Source organism: Clostridium sp. CF012, from assembly GCF_018861755.1.
GTDB lineage: Bacteria > Bacillota > Clostridia > Clostridiales > Clostridiaceae > Clostridium_AD.
On the sequence record NZ_JAHLEF010000007.1, the window covers coordinates 150,819 to 170,350 of the forward strand.

The 19,532-nt window shown below is 33.5% G+C and carries 23 protein-coding genes and 1 riboswitch; of the genes, 4 read left to right on the forward strand and 19 right to left on the reverse strand.

Annotation, left to right across the window (positions count from 1 at the left end; all coding sequences use genetic code 11):
• Positions 1-36: 36 nt before the first annotated feature.
• From KPL50_RS09190 to KPL50_RS09280, 19 genes are all read right to left on the reverse strand, one after another.
• Complete coding sequence (locus tag KPL50_RS09190; protein ID WP_216298156.1) at positions 37-705, reverse strand: bifunctional precorrin-2 dehydrogenase/sirohydrochlorin ferrochelatase; 669 nt, start codon at positions 703-705, stop codon at positions 37-39.
• Positions 706-735: 30 nt separating this feature from the next.
• A complete protein-coding gene (locus KPL50_RS09195) occupies positions 736-1,581 on the reverse strand; it encodes an energy-coupling factor ABC transporter ATP-binding protein (protein ID WP_216298157.1) in 846 nt (281 codons plus the stop codon).
• The gene (gene cbiQ, locus KPL50_RS09200; RefSeq protein WP_216298158.1) at positions 1,560-2,372 is read right to left on the reverse strand and encodes a cobalt ECF transporter T component CbiQ; all 813 of its coding nucleotides are present in this window, start codon (positions 2,370-2,372) and stop codon (positions 1,560-1,562) included. Before cbiQ ends, KPL50_RS09195 begins: the two co-directional genes overlap by 22 nt.
• Entirely contained in the window at positions 2,359-2,682 is a 324-nt protein-coding gene (locus tag KPL50_RS09205) for an energy-coupling factor ABC transporter substrate-binding protein (RefSeq protein ID WP_216298159.1), read from the reverse strand. The genes cbiQ and KPL50_RS09205 overlap by 14 nt, the downstream gene beginning before the upstream one ends.
• A 3-nt stretch (positions 2,683-2,685) precedes the next feature.
• Positions 2,686-3,426, reverse strand: coding sequence for an energy-coupling factor ABC transporter permease (locus tag KPL50_RS09210; protein ID WP_216298160.1), 741 nt, complete (start codon positions 3,424-3,426; stop codon positions 2,686-2,688).
• A gap of 111 nt (positions 3,427-3,537) precedes the next feature.
• Positions 3,538-4,506 carry a porphobilinogen synthase gene (gene hemB, locus KPL50_RS09215; RefSeq protein WP_216298161.1) on the reverse strand — a complete coding sequence of 323 codons (969 nt, stop codon included), beginning with the start codon at positions 4,504-4,506 and terminating at the stop codon, positions 3,538-3,540.
• On the reverse strand, positions 4,499-5,974 hold the full coding sequence (gene cobA, locus KPL50_RS09220; protein WP_216298162.1) for a uroporphyrinogen-III C-methyltransferase: 1,476 nt from the start codon (positions 5,972-5,974) through the stop codon (positions 4,499-4,501). Before cobA ends, hemB begins: the two co-directional genes overlap by 8 nt.
• 18 nt (positions 5,975-5,992) lie before the next feature.
• Entirely contained in the window at positions 5,993-6,865 is an 873-nt protein-coding gene (gene hemC / locus KPL50_RS09225; RefSeq protein WP_216298205.1) for a hydroxymethylbilane synthase, read from the reverse strand.
• A gap of 52 nt (positions 6,866-6,917) precedes the next feature.
• Complete coding sequence (gene cobK / locus KPL50_RS09230; RefSeq protein WP_216298163.1) at positions 6,918-7,643, reverse strand: precorrin-6A reductase; 726 nt, start codon at positions 7,641-7,643, stop codon at positions 6,918-6,920.
• Complete coding sequence (gene cobJ / locus KPL50_RS09235) at positions 7,640-8,359, reverse strand: precorrin-3B C(17)-methyltransferase (protein ID WP_216298164.1); 720 nt, start codon at positions 8,357-8,359, stop codon at positions 7,640-7,642. Before cobJ ends, cobK begins: the two co-directional genes overlap by 4 nt.
• On the reverse strand, positions 8,359-9,324 hold the full coding sequence (cbiG, locus tag KPL50_RS09240) for a cobalt-precorrin 5A hydrolase (protein ID WP_216298165.1): 966 nt from the start codon (positions 9,322-9,324) through the stop codon (positions 8,359-8,361). Before cbiG ends, cobJ begins: the two co-directional genes overlap by 1 nt.
• Positions 9,321-10,076, reverse strand: coding sequence for a precorrin-4 C(11)-methyltransferase (gene cobM, locus KPL50_RS09245; protein WP_216298166.1), 756 nt, complete (start codon positions 10,074-10,076; stop codon positions 9,321-9,323). The genes cbiG and cobM overlap by 4 nt, the downstream gene beginning before the upstream one ends.
• A gap of 2 nt (positions 10,077-10,078) precedes the next feature.
• On the reverse strand, positions 10,079-10,735 hold the full coding sequence (gene cobI, locus KPL50_RS09250; RefSeq protein WP_216298167.1) for a precorrin-2 C(20)-methyltransferase: 657 nt from the start codon (positions 10,733-10,735) through the stop codon (positions 10,079-10,081).
• On the reverse strand, positions 10,732-11,283 hold the full coding sequence (gene cbiT, locus KPL50_RS09255; protein WP_216298168.1) for a precorrin-6Y C5,15-methyltransferase (decarboxylating) subunit CbiT: 552 nt from the start codon (positions 11,281-11,283) through the stop codon (positions 10,732-10,734). The genes cobI and cbiT overlap by 4 nt, the downstream gene beginning before the upstream one ends.
• Positions 11,270-11,866, reverse strand: a complete 597-nt coding sequence (gene cbiE, locus KPL50_RS09260; RefSeq protein WP_253200531.1) for a precorrin-6y C5,15-methyltransferase (decarboxylating) subunit CbiE — start codon at positions 11,864-11,866, stop codon at positions 11,270-11,272. The genes cbiT and cbiE overlap by 14 nt, the downstream gene beginning before the upstream one ends.
• Positions 11,863-12,945, reverse strand: a complete 1,083-nt coding sequence (gene cbiD, locus KPL50_RS09265) for a cobalt-precorrin-5B (C(1))-methyltransferase CbiD (protein WP_216298169.1) — start codon at positions 12,943-12,945, stop codon at positions 11,863-11,865. Before cbiD ends, cbiE begins: the two co-directional genes overlap by 4 nt.
• Positions 12,938-13,570, reverse strand: coding sequence for a precorrin-8X methylmutase (locus tag KPL50_RS09270; protein ID WP_253200532.1), 633 nt, complete (start codon positions 13,568-13,570; stop codon positions 12,938-12,940). The genes cbiD and KPL50_RS09270 overlap by 8 nt, the downstream gene beginning before the upstream one ends.
• Complete coding sequence (locus KPL50_RS09275) at positions 13,561-13,929, reverse strand: sirohydrochlorin chelatase (protein WP_216298170.1); 369 nt, start codon at positions 13,927-13,929, stop codon at positions 13,561-13,563. Before KPL50_RS09275 ends, KPL50_RS09270 begins: the two co-directional genes overlap by 10 nt.
• Before the next feature lie 178 nt (positions 13,930-14,107).
• A riboswitch (cobalamin riboswitch) is annotated at positions 14,108-14,281 on the reverse strand.
• Between the two features lie 45 nt (positions 14,282-14,326).
• Complete coding sequence (locus KPL50_RS09280; RefSeq protein WP_216298171.1) at positions 14,327-14,866, reverse strand: cob(I)yrinic acid a,c-diamide adenosyltransferase; 540 nt, start codon at positions 14,864-14,866, stop codon at positions 14,327-14,329.
• A gap of 419 nt (positions 14,867-15,285) precedes the next feature.
• Here KPL50_RS09280 and KPL50_RS09285 point away from each other — a divergent pair, with 419 nt between their 5' ends.
• The 4 genes from KPL50_RS09285 to KPL50_RS09300 all read left to right on the forward strand — a co-directional run bounded on the left by KPL50_RS09285 (position 15,286) and on the right by KPL50_RS09300 (position 19,516).
• A complete protein-coding gene (locus tag KPL50_RS09285; RefSeq protein ID WP_216298172.1) occupies positions 15,286-16,647 on the forward strand; it encodes an MATE family efflux transporter in 1,362 nt (453 codons plus the stop codon).
• Positions 16,644-17,957 (forward strand): GNAT family N-acetyltransferase, encoded by a 1,314-nt coding sequence (locus KPL50_RS09290; protein ID WP_216298173.1) that lies wholly within the window; start codon positions 16,644-16,646, stop codon positions 17,955-17,957. The genes KPL50_RS09285 and KPL50_RS09290 overlap by 4 nt, the downstream gene beginning before the upstream one ends.
• 281 nt (positions 17,958-18,238) lie before the next feature.
• A complete protein-coding gene (locus KPL50_RS09295) occupies positions 18,239-19,006 on the forward strand; it encodes a GDSL-type esterase/lipase family protein (protein WP_216298174.1) in 768 nt (255 codons plus the stop codon).
• Positions 19,007-19,030: 24 nt separating this feature from the next.
• Entirely contained in the window at positions 19,031-19,516 is a 486-nt protein-coding gene (locus tag KPL50_RS09300; RefSeq protein ID WP_216298175.1) for a DUF4358 domain-containing protein, read from the forward strand.
• Positions 19,517-19,532 lie beyond the last annotated feature (16 nt).

Sequence of the window (19,532 nt, forward strand, 5' to 3'; positions counted from 1 at the left end):
TTATTAACTTTAAATACACATTCAATTAAAGTATATTTAAACTTTTTTTACAATATCATCAAGAGTGTTAAAAGAGTTTTTGATGCTAAGCTCCATTTCTTTTTGAGCTCCCTCTTCTCCTATTTCCTTGAGTCTTTTAATATAGTAATCCACGTCTATAGAATCAATTATATCTTTTCTTTTAGAACTGGACTTAACATTCAAAAGGAGTTCTTTTCTAAAACCACCTAATATATTTACAAATATACTGTAGCTATCATCAAATTGAAGTTCTAATTTCTTTCTTAGTAATTTGCTATAAAAGGGGCATTTACCATTAGTAGATACTGTTATAGTTAAATCTCCCCTTTTAACTTTTGCAGGGACTATGAATCTACTACACTCTAAATCATCTACTACATTGACAAGGATGTTTTTTTTCTCGCAGTCCTTAGCTATTTGAAAATTAGTACTACTATCATTAGTGGCTGCAATAACTATATAAGCTTCTTTAATATATTCATTTTTATAATTATCTACAATATTTACAATACTCTTATTTTCAACTAATAGATTTATGTTTTCATTAAATTCCATGGAAACTAGCGTTACTTTAGCTCCATATTCAATAAGCTCAACAATTTTTCTATAAGCAACATTTCCACCTCCAACAACTAAACATTTTTTATTTTCTATATTAATCATCATTGGATAATATTTAGCCATAGTAGCATTCCCCCAGAAGATTTATGTATTTTATTTAAGCCTGTTTAAAATTTTAAAAAGTTCTTCCTTATTTCTAGGCGCATTATTATGAATCGGATCTATACTTCTATTTTTACATAAGACTTCATAGGTTTCAAGTATTAATGGCTTTTCAAGGTAAGCGTTAAGTATTAATTCATCATCTGAAAAGATTGCGTAAGGTGTACCTTCTTTAACTATTTCTCCATCCTTCATAACAAATATATAATCTGACCAAGCATAGGCTAGTTCAACATCATGGGTTGATAAAATAACGGTCATACCTTTTTCATTAAGTTCATCAAATATCTGTACTATTTGTTTTGAATGCTTTGGATCAAGGCTTGAAGTGGGTTCATCAAGTATTATTATTTCTGGGTTCATAGCGATGATATCTGCTATTGCTACCCTCTTCTTTTGTCCATAGCTTAGGAAATGAACCGCTTTATCTTTAAATTCAATCATACCTGTATTTATAAGTGATTCATCTACACGCCTTCTAACCTCAGACTCATTAAGCTTTAAGTTCATTGGTCCAAAGGAAACTTCTTGATATACGCTTGCTGAAAAAAGCTGATTATCAGGGTCTTGGAATACAATCCCCACATTCTTCCTTAAGGCCTGTAGAGACGCAGCCTTATACTTTATTTCATTTCCAGCATAAATCACTTTACCGGAAGAAGGTTTTAAAACACCATTAAAATTTAAAAACAATGTTGATTTACCTGACCCATTTACCCCAAGAAAGGATACTTTTTTCCCTTTCTCTATTTTTAAACTAATATTATTTAAAGCCTTAGTTCCATCTTGATATTTAAAATTCAAATTCACTGTTTCTAAAATATACTCTTTATCCAAATTAATCCTCCCGCAACACTTATGCTTTCATTTCTAGCTAGGAATATTAAAAATATTTGTAGTACTATAATCATTACTAGATTCATATATGAAGTTTTATATGTATTTTCAAGAACATTAATGTCACCGTCATAGCATCTTGATTCTAGAGCAGTATACATATCTTGAGAACGCTTATAGGAACTTAGAAACAGTGCTCCTATGAGTTTTCCCAATGAGTTATAGCTAGTCTTTAGGTTTGAATATCCAAGTCTTGAATTTTGTGATATATAAATCATATTCACAGTTTCAAGAATTATAAAAATAAATCTATAAATTAGACTCATTAATTCTACAAATAATTTTGGAACCTTCAGTTTTTTTAATACAGATAAAAGTTCAACAATAGGAGTGGATAGTGATAGAAAGTATAGGCAGGATACTGCAGCCAGGGATCTAAATAATACTTTTATACTTTCTATAATACTTTCCGACGTACATCCAAATTTAACGTTTAAAATACTAAATCCAAAAATTGTTTGACTACTATAATCCCCTATATTTATTGCTATAGTTATAACTCCAATTATCAAGAATCCAAGTGGAATAAACATTAATATAAGATATGAATTTAATGGTATTTTCCCTTTATAAACAGTTATAAACCCCATAAGAATTATAACAATTACTGATGTTAAAATATTGTTTAAGTATATACTTAGTAGCATAGTTAAAATAGCAAATATAAATTTTTCCATTGGGTTAACTTTTCTAAGTCGGGATATATAGGATAATTTATCAATTGAAATCATGTGTCTTTCCTTTTACGGATTCTTTTTTACCCTTTGCGTATCCAAAATAGTAACAAATAAATCCTACACCTAGGGAAGCTTGAAGGGCAAATAGCAAGCTCTCTATCTCACCACTTGGTGGTGTCCAAAGGGAAGAAAACCAGGGCTTATAATTAGTATCAATTTCGGTAATTGCATCCTTAGCTTTTCCATCTGCACCACCAAATTCAGCATTTTTATGAACAAATAATGGTAAAACTGCAAGTAATACCACGATAAGTGCTAATGTAAGATTCTTTTTTAACATTTTATTATCTTTTATATTGTTCATTTTTTATGCCTCCTGTGCTATTACATTTAAATCTATTAATTCATCCTTGCTATAGGCAGTTAAAAGATTAAATACTATAACCGTTAAAATCCCCTCACTAATGGCAAGTGGAATTTGAGTTACAGCAAATATCCCCATAAATTTCATAAGGGATGCTATAAATCCTCCAGTTTTATCTGGGAAAGCCATGGCAAGTTGAAAAGAAGTTGTAACGTAGGTCATTATGTCCCCAAGGGCAGCCGCTGCAAAAATTGAAACTGATTGGGATACCTTCATCTTTTTAAGCATTTTATATGAAAAATATGATACCAATGCTCCAACTATAGCCATAGAAAAAGTATTAGCTCCAAGGGTGGTTATCCCTCCGTGGGCAAGTAACAAGGCTTGAAATATAAGAACTATTAATCCAATCACAACCATTACAGTTGGTCCAAAAAGTATTGCACCAAGACCAATTCCAGTTGGATGTGAGCAACTACCAGTAACTGATGGAATTTTAAGTGCGGATAGAGCAAAAGTAAACGCACCTGCCATTGCCATAAGCATCTTTATCCTTGGATTTATTTCTATTTTTTTCTTAATTGAAAATAAACCAACAATAATAAATGGCAAAGATACTGCTCCCCATGAAATAGACCATAATGGAGGTAAAAAACCTTCCATTATATGCATTGCAAAGGCACTTTTAGGCATAAACATTAGTGCTAGAAAAATCCCCAAGGCAACTTGATATTTCTTTTTCATAAAAAAAACCCCTCTTTTTATAGTGTTTTTAATGTCACCTCACTAATTTAAACAGTGAACCCATTGGTTCAAATTGTGAGGGTGACATTATATTAAACAATTATTTTAAAATTAATCTTCCTTAAGCCACCTACAAGCGTCTATTGCATAATAAGTAATTATAATATGTGCACCTGCTCTTTTTATTGATGTTAGCATTTCCATGGCAACATTTTTTTCATTAATAAGTCCCTTTTCAGCTGCGGCCTTAACCATTGCAAATTCACCACTTACACTATAAGCTGCTATTGGCACATCAAATCTATCCCTTGCCCATCTTATTACATCAAGATATGAAAGAGCTGGCTTTACCATAACAATATCAGCACCCTCTTTTATATCATCCTCAATCTCGCACATTGCCTCATTTATATTTGCTGGATCCATTTGATAGGTTTTTCTATCTCCAGATTGTGGTGCAGAGTGAGCTGCTTCTCTAAAGGGACCATAAAATGCAGATGAGTACTTTGCACTATAAGCCATTATTGATACATTTTTAAAATTATTTTCATCCAGTATATTTCTAATAGCTAGAACCCTTCCATCCATCATATCAGAGGGTGCCACCATATCCGCTCCAGCTTTTGCATGGGACAAAGCTATCTTTTGTAGATAATGAAGTGTTGCATCATTATCAATTACGCATCCGTCCATTATTCCACAATGTCCATGGCTTGTAAATTGGCACATGCATATATCTGTAATTACTAAAAGGTCCTTATTAAGCTCCTTTATTTTTCTTACACCCATTTGAACTATTCCATCATCTGTCCACGCTGAAGTTCCAACCTCATCCTTGTCGCTAGGAAGTCCGAACAAAATAATCCCCCTGATTCCAGCCTTCTGTACCTCTTCTATTATTTCATAAAGTCTATCCACTGAATAATGATAATTTCCTGGCATTGAAGATATTTCCGTTTTTATATTTTCACCCTCCACTACGAATATTGGGAATATAAAATCCTTAGGTGTTAATATTGTCTCTCTTACTAAATCCCTTATTGCGGTACTTGATCTTAATCTTCTTCTTCTGTTAATCATTTTTCTCTCCTTTTAATTGCAACAAATTTTTGATTATTCCATCACTAGAATATTCATCGCATACACTATATTTAATATTATTTAAACTGAGTTCGCTGCCCGTTATAGGTCCAATAGCTATACATTCTTTTTCCATTATTCTATTTATCCCCAGCATCGATATCATATTTTTCACCGTTGAGGGACTTGTAAAAATAACAATATCCACATTGTCAAATACAGTTTCATTTTGAAGTGTGCCAATCTGAGTTTCATAAATAGGAACTTCATCCACAGAGCAATTAAGCTTTCTAAGTTGATCTCCTAGATACTCTCTAGCATTCCGGGATTCAGGTATTAATATCTTATCTCCGGGTTTTACATGGTTTTTCAGTTCTATTAGCAACGACTCTGAAACAAATTGCTTTGCAATAATTAAGGGGTTTATTCCCCTGTCTCTTATTGCCTTGGCTGTTGCAGAACCTATTGCACAAAATTCCCCACCTATATTTCTTATATCAAATTCATTATCCTTTAAATATTTAAAGAATAAATTAACTGCATTTACACTTGTAAAAACCAGATAATCATACAAATTTAATTTTTTAATATAATTCACTAAATTTTCTGAGGTATCCACTATTTTTATTGAATTTATAGCGGTTACTTGCGCACCTAAATCAAGCAGTTTCTCACTAATTTCCTCGCTTTGCTGCTTCGAGCGTGTTATACAAATATTTTTTCCAAATAAAGGTTTTCTTTCATACCAATTAAGCTTCTCACTTAAATCAACAACTCCTCCAACCACAATGATGCAAGGAGATGCAAGTCCAGCTACTGCTACCTTACTGCAAATATTACTAAGGGTTCCCACAACTTTTTTCTGCTTTGAAGTAGTTCCCCTCATAATAACAGCGCAAGGACACTGCGCATCCTTGTTATTATCTATTAGTGAATTTGTTATAATCTCTATATTTTTAATTCCCATTAAAAATATCAATGTTCCGCTAAGCCCAGCCACACTTTTCCAGTTTATATCTAATTTCTCTGCGCTTTGTCCAGTAAATACGTGAAAACTCTGTGATACTCCCCTTTGAGTTACAGGAATTCCAGCATAATTTAAAACCGCAATAGCTGAGGTAATTCCTGGAATTACTTCAAATTCAATTTTCTCACCTTGGAGCCTTAGGGCCTCCTCACCACCCCTTCCGAATATGTATGGGTCGCCTCCCTTTATTCTTCCAACGGTTTTCCCCTCCTGCGCTAGGGTTACAATCATGTCATTTATTTCATCCTGGGTTTTATAATGGCATCCAGGTTCCTTACCGCAGTAATATATTATACATTCTTCATTTAAATATTTTAAAAGACCATCATTTGCAAGCCTATCATATAAAACTGCATCACACTTCCCAAGAATTCTCTTACCCTTAAGTGTTAAAAGTTCCTCATCTCCAGGGCCTGCTCCAATCAAATATACTTTTGACATAAAAAGCACCGCCTTCCCTTAATTATTTATTATCTTTTCACCAAGCAATTCTCCAAGCCTTATATAATCATATTTGCTTCCCAATATATCTTTTTTAATAAATTTTCCGTTTAGCTCAAATACGCCCATTATATACATATCCTCGTTTTGTATCCTAGCATATGCTCCAATTGGAGAATGGCAGCCTCCATTTAATCGTCTCATAAAACTTCTCTCTGCATCCACACATATCCTAGTTTCCAGGTGTTCTATGCTTTTTAATATATCAGTATATTGGCTTGTTTTTAATGCTTCAATTCCAAGTGCCCCTTGACCAATTGCAGGTACAAAATCATCTACATCAAGATATTGGGTTATAATACACTCCATGCCACACCTTTTTAGTCCAGCTGCTGCCAGTATAATACCATCCAGGTTTTCTCTTTCTATTTTTTCTACCCTAGTTTGAATATTTCCCCTTATGGGTACCATTACAGCATCCCCTCTTAGTTTCATAATCTGGGCAGAACGCCTTTGACTACTTGTCCCAATTCTAGCACCCTTTGGTAAATCCTCAAGTGGAATACCGTTCATGGATACATAAACGTCCCGAGCATCCTCACGAATAGGCATTGAAACTATTTCAAAGCCCTCTGGCATAGCGTAGGGCACATCCTTCATACTATGAACCGCAGCTTCTGCGCGACCCTCTAGCATTGCAATTTCAATCTCTTTAACAAAAACACCCTTGCCACCTATCTTATCTAGGCTTACATCAAGTATCCTATCTCCCTTTGTATCCAGTAAAAGCTTCTCGCAATTTAGTTTATGTTTCTGATATATCATGCTCATAACAAGATCAGTTTGAATCTGTGCTAGTTTACTTTTTCTTGAAGCTATTATTATTCCCAAATCATGACCCAACCTCTCGAAACGCATATTTTAAATCCCATTATTACTTCAATCATAAAATCATGGCTAGCAATTTATCTATATCATCTATTCCATCCTCAAATTCTCGTCCAATTACTACGGGAGTAATTCCACATTTAAAGCAAGCTCCTATTTTCTGTGGTGTTCCTCCAATGTGTCCACTATCCTTCATAACAACATAATCCGCATTATATTCCTTGAATATACTAATGTTAAGTCCTTCTGAAAAGGGTCCTAGCATACCAATAATGTCCTTCATTTTAATATTATTATTTACACACTCTTGAATACTAAAAATTGTTGGAAGCACCCTATATATAAACCTATGCTTATCTTTTACTTTCTCAAAATCTTTTATATTCTTAATCCCAGTTGTAAATAAAACATGCCCCTGGACTCCTTTTAAAAATTCAACACATTCTGATACTGAATTTACATAAACAACATTCTCAAACTCAGTTTTTTTACGTGCAAATCGCAAGTATTTTATATTGTTTTTTTTACAGGCGAGCTGTGCATTTTCGCTTACCTCTATTGCATAGGGATGAGACATATCTATTACAGTTTCGATATTTTGTATTTTAATAAATTCTAGCATTGCCTCATAATTCATCCTAGAAACCACAATATTCTCATCTACATCATCTATTACCTCGCTACCACTATATGTTGCAACAGATATAATATACTTAAGCTTTCCCTTAATCTTAGATATTAAAATAGTACTTTCTGTGGTTCCTCCAATAATCCATATCAAAGATTGTACCCCCTTGGGGTTATTATTCTCCCATCCTTTATATAGGTTTTGCTATTACCAATTAGTACAACTGTCATCATATCTATAAATTCAAAATCCACAGTGGCAAGAGTTACTATTTTTCTCTCATTACCTTCTCTACCTGCATTTTTAACAAGTCCTACTGGAACTTCTCCATTCTTATACATTCTTATTATTTCAATTGCTCTTTCTATTTGGGTTTTTCGCCCCCTGCTCTTTGGGTTATATAAAGCTATTACAAAATCAGAACTTGCCGCAGAATGCAGCCTTTTTTCAATAAGCTCCCAAGGTGTAAGTAAATCACTGAGGCTTATTGTGCAAAAGTCATGCATAATAGGTGCACCCAGTTCTGCTGCAGCGCAAAAGGCTGCACTAACGCCAGGAATTACCTCAACTTCTATATCACAAGCTAGTTCAAGTATTAACCCAGCCATGCCATAAAGACCTGGATCTCCAGTGCTTATAATGCAGGTATCAAGTCCATTTCTAACCTCCTGCAGGGCCAATTTACATCTTTCTATCTCACCTTTCATGCCAGTTGAAATAATTTTCTTACCTACTATTATCTCTTTCACCAGTTCTATGTAAAATTTGTATCCAACCACCACTTCACATTTTTTTATAACGTTCGCTGCCTTATATGTAAGATTATCAAGCCCACCAGGACCGATACCAACTACGTAAAGTTTAGCCATTATTTCCCTCCTTTAGAGATAGCAATTGTTATCCCATTTATTGCAGTTTTACCAACTATTATTTCTCCACCAGCAATAAATGCGCAGGGCTCACATACGGAAGATACTCCAATTATGTCTTCAACAAATGCACTTTTATTAAATTTATCCTGAACAACTTTAATAGCTTCCCTTGAAATTACCACCATTTCACAATTTAAATACTGACAAGCGTCTATTATGCCTTTTTCATCCTGCTTTACATCAACGGTTGCAATTTGTTTTATACTATTTATGCTTAAATCATTATCAATAAATACTCTCATTATAGCAGGAATTATCTCGTCCATGGTCTTCCCACGTCTGCAACCTACTCCTACGGTGATATTTTTAGGTCTTAAAATGCAGCTAGGTTTATCATAATTAATATCCAGTTTTGAACAGATAAATATTGCTCCTGCCTCATGATTTTTAACAATATTGGTATATCCTATTTTAGCTTCAATTTCAGATTCAAGTTTTATAGCTTCTCCGTTTATCATCATAGAAGTTATTTTTTTTGCATCGTCAAAACTCTCAATAAAAAGATTATTTCCTTTTGCAAACATATCAACTGCTTCTATTCCTCTACCATCTGAAGCTGTTGTAATTATTGCTTGGCATTTAAGACACTCTGCTATGCTGTCTGCAAGCTCATTCGCCCCACCAATATGTCCTGACAAAAGGCTTATTGAGTATCTTCCCAGATCATCCACTACAACTATTGCAGGGTCAACTTGCTTACTTTTTATAAAGGGTGCTGATATTCTAATTGCAACTCCTGTGGAAGAAATAAAAACAATTCCATCATAATCTTTAAAAATATTATTTAGATTGATTTTGTAATTTTCCTTGGAGTACATATGTACTTCATAATCTGAGCAGTATTTTATTCTCTCTGCAATAGCTTCTCCACTCCTTGTAAAGGCAATACAGGCAATTTTCATTTTACACCTTTGCGGAAGGCATGGGTAAATCCAGGATGGTATAATAATGAGCGTTCATATTCTCCCTCTATAAAGTATCCCACTAAAATTTGAGAAAAATTACCTATTCCCTCAGCTTTTACTTTTTCAGCTATATTGCCAAGCTTCCCCAGTATAATTTTTTGCTCTGGCCAAGTGGCTTTATAAACAACTGCCACTGGAACATCGCAACTTCCATAACCCTTAATAAGTTTTGCAACTACATTTTCAATATCTTGAACTGATAGGAATATAGCCATAGAGCATTTATGGGCAGCAAGCTTTTCTAAATCCTCCTCAGGTGGCACTGGTGTTCTTCCTTCCATTCTAGTAATTATTACAGTTTGGCTCACATTTGGAAGGGTAAATTCTTTTTTAATGGCTGCAGCACTGGCAGTAAATGAACTTACTCCCGGAACAACACTATATTCCATATGATGTTTATCAAGTTCATCCATTTGCTCCCTGATTGCTCCATAAATTGATGGATCTCCAGTATGAAGTCTTACAACTATTTTATCACTGTTTTGCTCACTTACCATTACTGAAATAACTTCTTCAAGAGTCATTGAGGCACTATTATATTTTTTAAAATCACTTTTGCAAAATTTCAAATGTTCTTCCCATACAAGAGAGCCTGCATATATAACTACGTCTGCAGCTTCTAAAATTCTTCTTCCCTTAACTGTTATTAAATCAACATCCCCTGGTCCTGCACCTACAAAATAGATCACTATTATTTCCTCCTTGCATATATCAAAGACATGTAATCGTTGTCGCCTAGTATTTCTGATTTTTCATACATTAACGCTTCATTTTCCTGTGTACATCTTTTCACACAGACATATTCAAACCCATGTTTTGTTAGTTTATCCATTATATCTAATTTGTTTTTTATTATCTTAAGTACGCAAACTGTGTCAACCCTCTTAAGTATTTCCTCGTCTAGAGTCCCATCTGCAAGGTAAAAACTTTCATCCCTTAGAGTAAGGGGCAATGAAAGTCTTGATGCCGCTGCATTAAATGAAGTTATCCCCGGAATGGTTTCCACCTTAAGAACCATTTTTTTAAGTTGAAACAGCAAATATAAATAAGTACTATAGGTCATTGGATCACCAAGGGTTAGGAATACACCAACTTCACCCTCACCTATGGTTTCATCTATTTTAATGGCTGCATTTATATATCTTTCTTCATTGTCTTCACCCATAGGAAAGTCAATTTCAATAACCTTCTTGTCCACAATATAATCACTAACTATTTTTCCAGCAAGACTATTTCCCCTGCTACTTGGCAAAAACACATAATCACAACTGCGAATTAGATTATAACCCTTAAGTGTAATTAGCTCCTTGTCCCCTGGCCCTACTCCTATTCCATAAAGCTTCCTCATATTTTTCTCCCCTTAACTATATATACAGGATTTTGACCCTTCATGAGTCCCAGTCTATCCATAACTGCACATTGAATAAGTCTAACCTCAATATCCTCATAGCTTAATTGTTTTAACAAATTTTTAAATTGGATCATGTTATCAGGGATAATAAAATTCCCACAAATAAGACCACCACTTAGTTGCTTTTGACTTACAGCGCGAGTGATATCACTAAGTTTTCCACCGCTTCCTCCAATAAAACATTTATTAAAACCTTCAATACTGCAAAGTGCCTCTGGGGCACCTCCACCTATGACATCTACAGCTACATTAAACTTTTCAGCATTTTTTGAAATAAGCTCTAGTCCCTCAGGCTCTCTCTCAACTGCAAATACCTTTGCACCAAGTACCGCTGCCTGGACAGATATTGAACCACTTCCCGCACCAACATCTAAAAGTACATCATCATCTGATATATCAAGCATTGCAAGGGTGAGGGCCCTAATCTCAAATTTAGTCATAGGGATCTTTCCACGTATAAAATCCTCATCTCTAAGCCATTTCATTTTCTATCACCACCACTGAAATATTTCCTGCTATTTCTATGGCGTCACCTATCTTATTGCTTACTATAACTTCCTCATCATAAGATAGGTTGTAGCCTGTATACATTTTCCCGCTTACTCCTATATCATATAATTTTTTCGATATAAAATTAGGAGTATTCTTGCTATCCGTAAGTATTACTGATAGCCTACTTTTAATAACCGCCTCAAGACTTTCGTCCCTTCCATGAAGACTTATAAGTAGGGCATCCTGCCAACTCTTTTTTAATTTTGTCATCATATATTGGAATGAAGAAATTCCTGGTATTACTTCATCTATTACAACATCCTTCTTCATTAAGTAATCTATTATACCGAAAAAACAAGGATCCCCCGAGGCAAGTATCGCTGTAGTCACCTTCACATCTAGGTTTTCTATTATTTCTTGGACCCTATTTACTTCAATAACATCTTTTACTAGGATTTTTGCAGTGCTAGCTATTCTTCCAAAGGCAATAACCCTATCTGCAGATTTTATTGCATTTATTGCTTCCATTGTAAGATAATTTATATTTCCTGGCCCCATACCAACAACTTTAATCATAACTTCACCCCCAGTATTCCATAATCCATTGAGTACATAATTACATGGATGCAATACTCATTATCCTCATCCTTAAGATATTTTTTAATTCTATCAATGCAGCCTGCTATCATTTCATTTATCACAACAGGATAATTATTATCTATTATAAGCTTAAGTGCCTCTTCCGAAGTTTTGCATTCATTAACACAATTTATTAACTCAAGAGGAGCACTGTTTAAAGCAAGATAATAAATAAAAGCTTCAATTCTAACATCGCAAATCTTACTATGTGTATTAAAGACTCCTATTGAAAGCTTGCATAACTTTCCAATATGGCCTACAAGTGTTATTTTATTAAAACCCTTGTTTTTAGAGTAAAGAAGCATATCACCTATAAAGTTTGATATTTTTATTTTAGCCCCTTGAAGTTTTAAGTCTTCAACAACCTGCTCACCATAATTTCCGAGGAATAGTACTATTTCCCTTATTCCTTTGTCATAAGCATCATCAATTTCTATATAAATACTCTTTTTAAGCGCTTCATCGGACATTGGCTCCACTATTCCCTTTGTTCCAATTATGGATATACCATCAATTATTCCAAGATTTGAATTAAAGGTCTTTTTAGCTATTTCTCTGCCCTTTGGTGCGTATATTAATACATTAAAACCACAATTTGATACCTTTAATAATTCATCTGCAATCATTTTTCTTGGAACAGGATTGATTGCCGCTGTGCCACTCTTTCCCCAAAAACCACTTCTTGTTACTCTGCCTATACCCTCGCCACCATCAATAACAATTTTAGAATCATCACGTTTGCTCACTTTTGCATATATCTCTATTTTATCCGTAGAATCAGGATCATCTCCTGCATCCTTTATAATGCAGCAATATACATAATCATGCCCTATGTGAATGTCCAAAGGCTTCAAAGTAAGCACAATTCCAGCGGGAGTATCTATACTTATGTCCTCTAATTTTTCTCTGCTTATTAACATTTTAGCTGCAGCCTTTGCTGCCGCAGCTGCGCAGCTTCCAGTTGTATATCCACATCTAAGACTTTTTCCATATTTTATTATATAGTGGTCATTCATCTCGCAAGCCTTCATTGGCCATATATATTAATGCATTTACTATGGATGCTGCCACATTACTTCCTCCCTTTGTGCCTATTGTTGTTATTGAAGGTATATCAAAGCCCCTAATATACTCCTTAGATTCTGCAGCCCCAACAAATCCAACAGGTACTCCAATAATAAGCTTTGGCGCCACTTTATTTTCATTTATAAGCTCACCAATTCTATATAGGGCAGTGGGCGCATTACCTATTACAAAAATATCAACATCTTCACTTGCTGCAAAATCCATAGATGCCATAGATCTTGTTATTCCCTTTAGCTTTGCATTTTTAAATATTTCATCGTGTCCAATAAAACATTCCACTCTACAATTTAACTTTTCAAGTGCCCTTTTGTTTATTCCAGAAAGCACCATGGTTGTATCAGTTACAATTCTACACCCACCCTTTATTGCCTTAAGGCCTTCCTCTATTGCTCCTGATTTTATACTCACTATGTTCTTATAATCAAAATCTCCCGTGGTATGTATTGTTCTTTCCACGACCTTAAGTTCCATTGGGCTGAGGCTATGCTCCCCAAGCTGCGTTTCAATTATCTCCATGCTTTTATTTTCTATGTCCATAGGTATTTTTATATACATGTTAATTCTCCTTCCGCATTTTCCTTAAGGATATCTGCAATTATATTATTGTACCCAATTGGTCTTGCCATTGATATTTTAAGATCTCCATATTTAGCTTTAATCTCTTTCAAAATTTCAGGAACATCTTCCTTCATATGAATTCCTAAAAAAAGAAAATATGGAACAACTATTATATCTCGAATCCCATTTTTATACATAATGTCAATTGTATCCGGAATGTTGGGAGCGCATAACTCCATAAAACACCCCTCCACATTGTCCTCTACCTTCATCCTAAAATTATCTAGTACCTTATTAAAAACTTCAAAGGCCTCCTTTGACCTACTTCCGTGTCCAACAACTAATATACCTTTCATTTGTTTACCCCTCTCTATTAAATTTAGAACGATATAATCCAAAAAAATAAAATTACCCGACCTACAAAAGGTCGAGTAAAAGATTTTATAAAAAATAAAATGCCTTCACATCCCATGTGAAAGCAATATAATGCAAAAAAATAGCATATATAATTGCAATCCCTTCCCTCCGTAGGATAAAGCTGTATATCATCTAGGCAGGTCTCCTGGCTTGCGGGTCACTCTCCTCCAACCTTCCCAGCGCTTGCCAGTGGTATGGATTTGTCTCCGTGTACAGTAGCGGGGGCTGCAGTGGATTTAGACCACTTTCCCTATTAAACCTTTAAAAGGTACCTTAGATAATTTCTTATTAAGTTATTAATGTTATTATAGAGTATATTTTTATTAATTGCAATAATTAAAATTCTATCCCCTCTCTAGATGGAACTCCTTCATTAAAATAATGCTTAATGTCCTTCATCTCAGTTACAAGGTTTGCTTTGTCTATTATAGCTTTAGGTACATCTCTTCCTGTTAAAATCAATTCTATATTGTAAGGTTTATTATCTATTAATTCTAGTAGTTGTTCTTCACTTATTAGTCCATTGTTCAATGCTCCCATTACCTCATCCATGATAAGTATATCGCATTTTTCTTCTTTTAATGCTTGTTTGCAAAATTCGTATCCCTTTTGTATTTCTTCTTTTAATTCAATTTTTTCCTCAGAATTTAATGTCCAAAAAAAACCTCTTTTCTTCTCAAACCTAAATATATTAAAATAGGGAGCCAGTTTTTTAGCACTTTCAAGTTCGCCAGTTTTACTTCCTTTTAAAAACTGCACCATAAATACATTGTATTCATTTCCTGCTGCACGGACAGCTAGTCCTACAGCTGCAGTTGTTTTGCCCTTACCATTTCCTGTATAAATTTGCACATATCCATTTTTTAGTTTTCCCATTATATTCATCTCTCCTTCTAACGTTTCATTATTACACCGTAAATTTGAGTAAATAAAAATACTCCACCTACAAAAGGTCGAGTAAAAGATTTTATGATTTGTCTCTGTGTACATTAGTGGGGCTGCAGTGGATTTAGGCCACTTTCCCTATTAAATCTTTAAAAGGTACCTTAGATAATTTTTTATTAAGTTATAGTGATAGTATAGAATATTTTTTCAGCTCTTGCAATACTAAAAGAGAGAATCTTTGAATCTTCCACTTTTGATTCCCTTATTACTATACTTCTATTTTAGTTATAGTATTGGTATTTTGTATATAATTGTAATATAATATGAGTACAGAATTGTGGGATTTGGCGAATAAAAACTGGAGGTAAATAATGTTAAGAAAGTGAAACAATTCAGAAAGGAGAGTGCCCATGGGTAAGAATATATTAAAAATAACAGATAAAAAATTCAGTGAGGATATCAAGAAAATTTTCATACTTTCATGGCCTATTATGATTGGAATGATACTTCAAAGTCTTTTAGGAACGGTTGATACATATTTCATAGCAAAGCTTGGCACAAATGAAGCTGCAGCTGCTGCACTATCTAATTCAGCTACCAGTGTAATCTTTGTTATATCTACTCTTGTAACAGCTGGAACCATAGCTCTTGTTTCTAGAAGCTATGGTGAGGGGGATATGGTGGCAGTTAAAGCTTTTAGTGGACAATCATTTACTCTATCACTTATTTTCGGACTTTTACTTAGCATAATCTGTTTCTTAAATACAGAAAGCATAATCAAATTAATTTTTAATCCAGAGCCCAATGTAGCCGCTCTAACAGAAAAATATTTATCAGTTGTCTTTATTGGAACAATATTTGTATTTTTAAATTCAGTCTTAAGGACTATCCTACAATCATTGGGTGATACATTAACTCCACTCATCATTTTTGGAATATCTAATGTAATAAACGCAATACTTGATCCGATTTTTATGTTCACATTTCATTTTGGAATAAAAGGTGCAGCTATTGCAACAGTTATATCTATGGTTTTTTCATCCCTTGCAATTACCGTTGTTATTACTCGGAAAATATACGGCTCTAGTCTAAAGGAATTTATATTAAGTATGAATTTAAAACTAGATAACAGTATGAGAATATTAAAAATAGGCAGCTTTGCATGTTTGCAGCAACTTGCAAGACCTATTACCGGAATGTTTATGTTCACACTAGTGTATACAGTTGGAGGTAGAGAGGCTGCAGCAGCCTTTGGAATAGGAGGACAGCTTTTTAACTATACTTTCATATTCCTTGTTGGTCTTTCAACTGCCATTTCAATAATGGTGGGACAAAGTCTCGGACGAGGTGATATAAATGGCTGCGATAAAATTATTAAAGAAGGATTAAAACTGGCGGCCTTTAATATGGTTTTATTTTCAATACCCTATTTGATTTTTCCAGCAGAGATAATGAGTTTTTTTATCAAGGATCCATTAGTAATAAAAACGGGAGCCGAGTACCTAAGGATAGTATATGTGGGTCTTGTTTTTGTAATATACACAACCATTTATGGAGGAGCTTTTCAAGGGTCAGGTGATACATTCCCACCTATGATTTCCTCAATAGCTGCAAACGTAGTTTTAAAGCTTCCCATTGCATATATCCTTGCAAGAACATTTAATATGGGTACAAATGGTGTGTGGGCTGCCGTATCTTTATCAGTTGTAATTGAGGCAGTTATTATAATAGTATATTTTAAAACCAATAGATGGAAGGAGAAAATTATATGATAGTAAAAACTAAAACATCACAAGCAATTATGGAATACTTAAACCAAAATAAGATTGTGAATTTAAATATAATAGGCATAATAGAAAATGAACCACAGGCGGAAATATATGTAGATGATGAACAATTATCCAGGGGGATACTTGTAAGACACGAATATTTTAACTACATATATACAGAAGATGATGAGTTTTTAGATGAAGTACTCGAAACATTGTTTAGAGACAATTTTTATGGATTTTCAGGTTTAAACAGACCACTTGCCGACAAGATAAGAAAAAGATATTTAGTTGCCTGGGAAAGTAGATGTGCCTTGCACTACCTTCCAAAGGAAAATTTAGATTTAAGTCTTATAAAAAATCCTGTAAGCTCTATTGATATAAAAGATGCAGCGGTAGTTGATAGTTTTTACACCTATAGAAATCCTGATAGCCTTAAAACTATTGAAAAAGATATATCTCATAGACCCTCTTCCGCAATATATGTTAATGGAGATATTGCCTCATGGGTACTTATTCACAATGATAATAGCATGGGAATAATGTTCACAAAGGAGGAGTATAGAAAAAATAACTATGCAGTTGAAACAACAATTGACCTTGCGCTAAAAATTACGAAACTAGGAAACATACCTTTTCTTCAAATAAATGAAGCAAATAATATGTCACCTGGTCTTGCAGCAAGGTGTGGATTTGTAAAATATGGTTATTCAGATTGGTTTGGAATAATTGAAGGAACACCAAAGGAGCTCATAGAGGAAAACAACAAAAGCAGAAGTAATCACATTAAAACCATTGAAGGTTTTAGATATACTGATGACAAAGAGCTTAATTGTATGTACCTTCCATCCTACATCTTTAATAATGAATATGAAAAAATAGAGGGATTTACTATTGAAAAAGTTACAGATAGTGAAATGATAGATACATGGAGTGGAATCTTTATAGATGTTCTTGAAATTGATGAAAATAAAAAAATCACCTTTAAAGATATAGTATATAATGCCGTTTCAAATATTGAAAATGACTATACTCTTTATAATGGGATTTTAAATGGAGAAATAGTTTCTACAACAGCATTCAGTAAATTAGATAACGATTGTATAGGATTGTATTTTTGGGCTGTTAAGCCTTCCATGAGAAGCCAGGGAATTGGACGAGCTACAGTTATTGAAGCATTAAAAAGTGCCACAAAAAATGATAATATGGAGTTTATCTTGCTTCAAAGTCCTTATAAATATGTTGATATGTTTAAAACAATTGGCTTTGTTCACACTCATTATCTGAATGAGCATAATACTGAGGACAGTTAGCAATAATTTAAATTTACAAATTAAATCATTATCAAAGATGCAATATTAAAGATTAGACCAGATACCAAAGCATGGTATCTGGTTTGTTTATTTTCCGAATAAAAATATGAGAATAGAACTTAATATTACTTTGCTTATTGTTCTAACCCTTGAGATACATACCTTTTTATATTAAAATTAACTATTTTGTAATAACTTTATTCAAAAACCTCTATATAATATACATGGGTGCAAGATAATTTGCATCAATATATACTATAAAATTATATGAGGTATTGATTATGAGTAGCAATGGCAAGAAAACGAAACTGAGTATTTTAATAGGATTAATAATATTAATCCCCTGCTGTTTTTTTCTAAGGTCCTTTTTAAAGAATAAGCAAGAAAAAAAAACAATAGAAGCTAATTATATTATTCTGCAAAAGCTAGAGAGTGTAGATGTTGCCACTGTGGAGAAAAGAATATTAGAAAATCATAAGCTAACTGATGAAAAAGGTGGTGATAATTTAAATGATATAAGCAATAAACTTTACTTTGAGGGTTCTGTTTTTATGGGGGATTCCATTACTGAAGGTTTAGACTTTTATAACATAGTGAATAAATCCTCTGTCTTAGCTAAAAAAGGAGTAAATCTGGTACAAGCTAAACAAGCTGTAAGCACCTTATTAAGCATTAATCCCCAAAGAGTATTTATACTTTATGGAATGAATGATTTGAAAAGCTTTGAAAGTCCTAATGCTTTTAAAGATAACTATACTAAACTTATACAAGCCATAAAACAAAAGGTACCGAGTGTTGAAATATACCTTCAATCAATTACGCCTGTAGAAGCTAAAGTGCAGCAGACAGATAAAAGTCTTTCACAAGATAGAATAGATAAATTCGAAGAAAAAATAATTGAGGTTGCTAGGCAAGAGAATGTGCATTATATAGATATAAGATCTATTGCTAAAGATAGAGATGATTTATATGAGCCAGATGGTATGCATTTCACAGTAACATTTTATGGTTTATGGTTAGATTATTTAAGAAATCAATTAGACGATTAATATTATATACATAAGGATGATGACATGAAGATGTTTAAAAATATACAAAAGAAAGTTTTAATTTTAAGTTTAGTCACTATTACTTTTGGGATATTTCAAGGGTGTGCATTCATTCAAACTAAAAGTCCTGAAATACCTGAAATTATAGCTAACGTTCAAAAGGTTACAGATTTATCACCAATGGAAAAAGGTAATAAAACAAAGCTCAGAAAGCTTTATTCTACAAGCACTAAAGGTCTTGAGGATTTTGCGCTATTTGCTCCAAGGACCAATATGGAAGCAAATCAAATTCTCATATTAAAGGTTAAAAGTCAAGACGATATGGATGACTTATTAGAAAACTTCGAAAAAATAATTGAGAGACAATCCAACAGCTTTAAAGATTATAGTCCAGACCAGTATGATCTTTTGGAAAATCACAATTTAGAAGTAAAAGGAAATTATCTCATTTTAATTGTATCTAAAGATGTAGACAAGATAACAAAGGCTGTTAATGACAGCTTCAAATAAAAAGGCAACTTGAGGT

What these genes read in the sequence shown, in the direction of transcription:
- KPL50_RS09190 (WP_216298156.1), bottom strand. Translation starts at nt 705, where the DNA reads ATGGCTAAATATTATCCAATGATGATTAATATAGAAAATAAAAAATGT.
- cbiQ (WP_216298158.1), bottom strand. Translation starts at nt 2,372, where the DNA reads ATGATTTCAATTGATAAATTATCCTATATATCCCGACTTAGAAAAGTT.
- KPL50_RS09205 (WP_216298159.1), bottom strand. Translation starts at nt 2,682, where the DNA reads ATGAACAATATAAAAGATAATAAAATGTTAAAAAAGAATCTTACATTA.
- KPL50_RS09210 (WP_216298160.1), bottom strand. Translation starts at nt 3,426, where the DNA reads ATGAAAAAGAAATATCAAGTTGCCTTGGGGATTTTTCTAGCACTAATG.
- hemB (WP_216298161.1), bottom strand. Translation starts at nt 4,506, where the DNA reads ATGATTAACAGAAGAAGAAGATTAAGATCAAGTACCGCAATAAGGGAT.
- cobA (WP_216298162.1), bottom strand. Translation starts at nt 5,974, where the DNA reads ATGTCAAAAGTATATTTGATTGGAGCAGGCCCTGGAGATGAGGAACTT.
- cobJ (WP_216298164.1), bottom strand. Translation starts at nt 8,359, where the DNA reads ATGGCTAAACTTTACGTAGTTGGTATCGGTCCTGGTGGGCTTGATAAT.
- cbiG (WP_216298165.1), bottom strand. Translation starts at nt 9,324, where the DNA reads ATGAAAATTGCCTGTATTGCCTTTACAAGGAGTGGAGAAGCTATTGCA.
- cobI (WP_216298167.1), bottom strand. Translation starts at nt 10,735, where the DNA reads ATGAGGAAGCTTTATGGAATAGGAGTAGGGCCAGGGGACAAGGAGCTA.
- cbiT (WP_216298168.1), bottom strand. Translation starts at nt 11,283, where the DNA reads ATGAAATGGCTTAGAGATGAGGATTTTATACGTGGAAAGATCCCTATG.
- cbiE (WP_253200531.1), bottom strand. Translation starts at nt 11,866, where the DNA reads ATGATTAAAGTTGTTGGTATGGGGCCAGGAAATATAAATTATCTTACA.
- cbiD (WP_216298169.1), bottom strand. Translation starts at nt 12,945, where the DNA reads ATGAATGACCACTATATAATAAAATATGGAAAAAGTCTTAGATGTGGA.
- KPL50_RS09270 (WP_253200532.1), bottom strand. Translation starts at nt 13,570, where the DNA reads ATGTATATAAAAATACCTATGGACATAGAAAATAAAAGCATGGAGATA.
- KPL50_RS09275 (WP_216298170.1), bottom strand. Translation starts at nt 13,929, where the DNA reads ATGAAAGGTATATTAGTTGTTGGACACGGAAGTAGGTCAAAGGAGGCC.
- KPL50_RS09280 (WP_216298171.1), bottom strand. Translation starts at nt 14,866, where the DNA reads ATGGGAAAACTAAAAAATGGATATGTGCAAATTTATACAGGAAATGGT.
- KPL50_RS09285 (WP_216298172.1), top strand. Translation starts at nt 15,286, where the DNA reads ATGGGTAAGAATATATTAAAAATAACAGATAAAAAATTCAGTGAGGAT.
- KPL50_RS09290 (WP_216298173.1), top strand. Translation starts at nt 16,644, where the DNA reads ATGATAGTAAAAACTAAAACATCACAAGCAATTATGGAATACTTAAAC.
- KPL50_RS09295 (WP_216298174.1), top strand. Translation starts at nt 18,239, where the DNA reads ATGAGTAGCAATGGCAAGAAAACGAAACTGAGTATTTTAATAGGATTA.
- KPL50_RS09300 (WP_216298175.1), top strand. Translation starts at nt 19,031, where the DNA reads ATGAAGATGTTTAAAAATATACAAAAGAAAGTTTTAATTTTAAGTTTA.